The sequence below is a fragment of the Amycolatopsis sp. NPDC058340 genome, from assembly GCF_042723975.1.
Lineage (GTDB): Bacteria > Actinomycetota > Actinomycetes > Mycobacteriales > Pseudonocardiaceae > Amycolatopsis.
Window position 1 is genome coordinate 114,584 of sequence record NZ_JBHXIB010000025.1, and the last position, 372, is coordinate 114,955.

Sequence of the window (372 nt, forward strand, 5' to 3'; positions counted from 1 at the left end):
ACTTTCGGGACGTCATATGTCTCGAAAGTGGCTTTCGCGACACCCGCCCCGGCCGTCGGCTCAGCCCAACGTGGCAGACCGAGCCGCACGGGGGTTGAAGGCTCCCGCCACCGCGTCTGATGCGGCGAAAGGCGCCTTCGTCCCGGCCGGATCGGGTCGTGAATGGCTTTCGCGACACGGGGTACGCTCGCCAAAGCCACGTCGGTGGCGTAGCGAGGGCCTCCTTCCCTACCCTCAGAGTAGGAAGGGAGGCCCTCACGGCCACCTGTACCGCTCGCCTCGACGTGGGGGAGAGCCCATTGGGAAACAAGCAAACTTAGCTACAGGGGGTATGCCAACCCCCCCCTGGCCAAGAGGGAGCGGAGGGCGGGG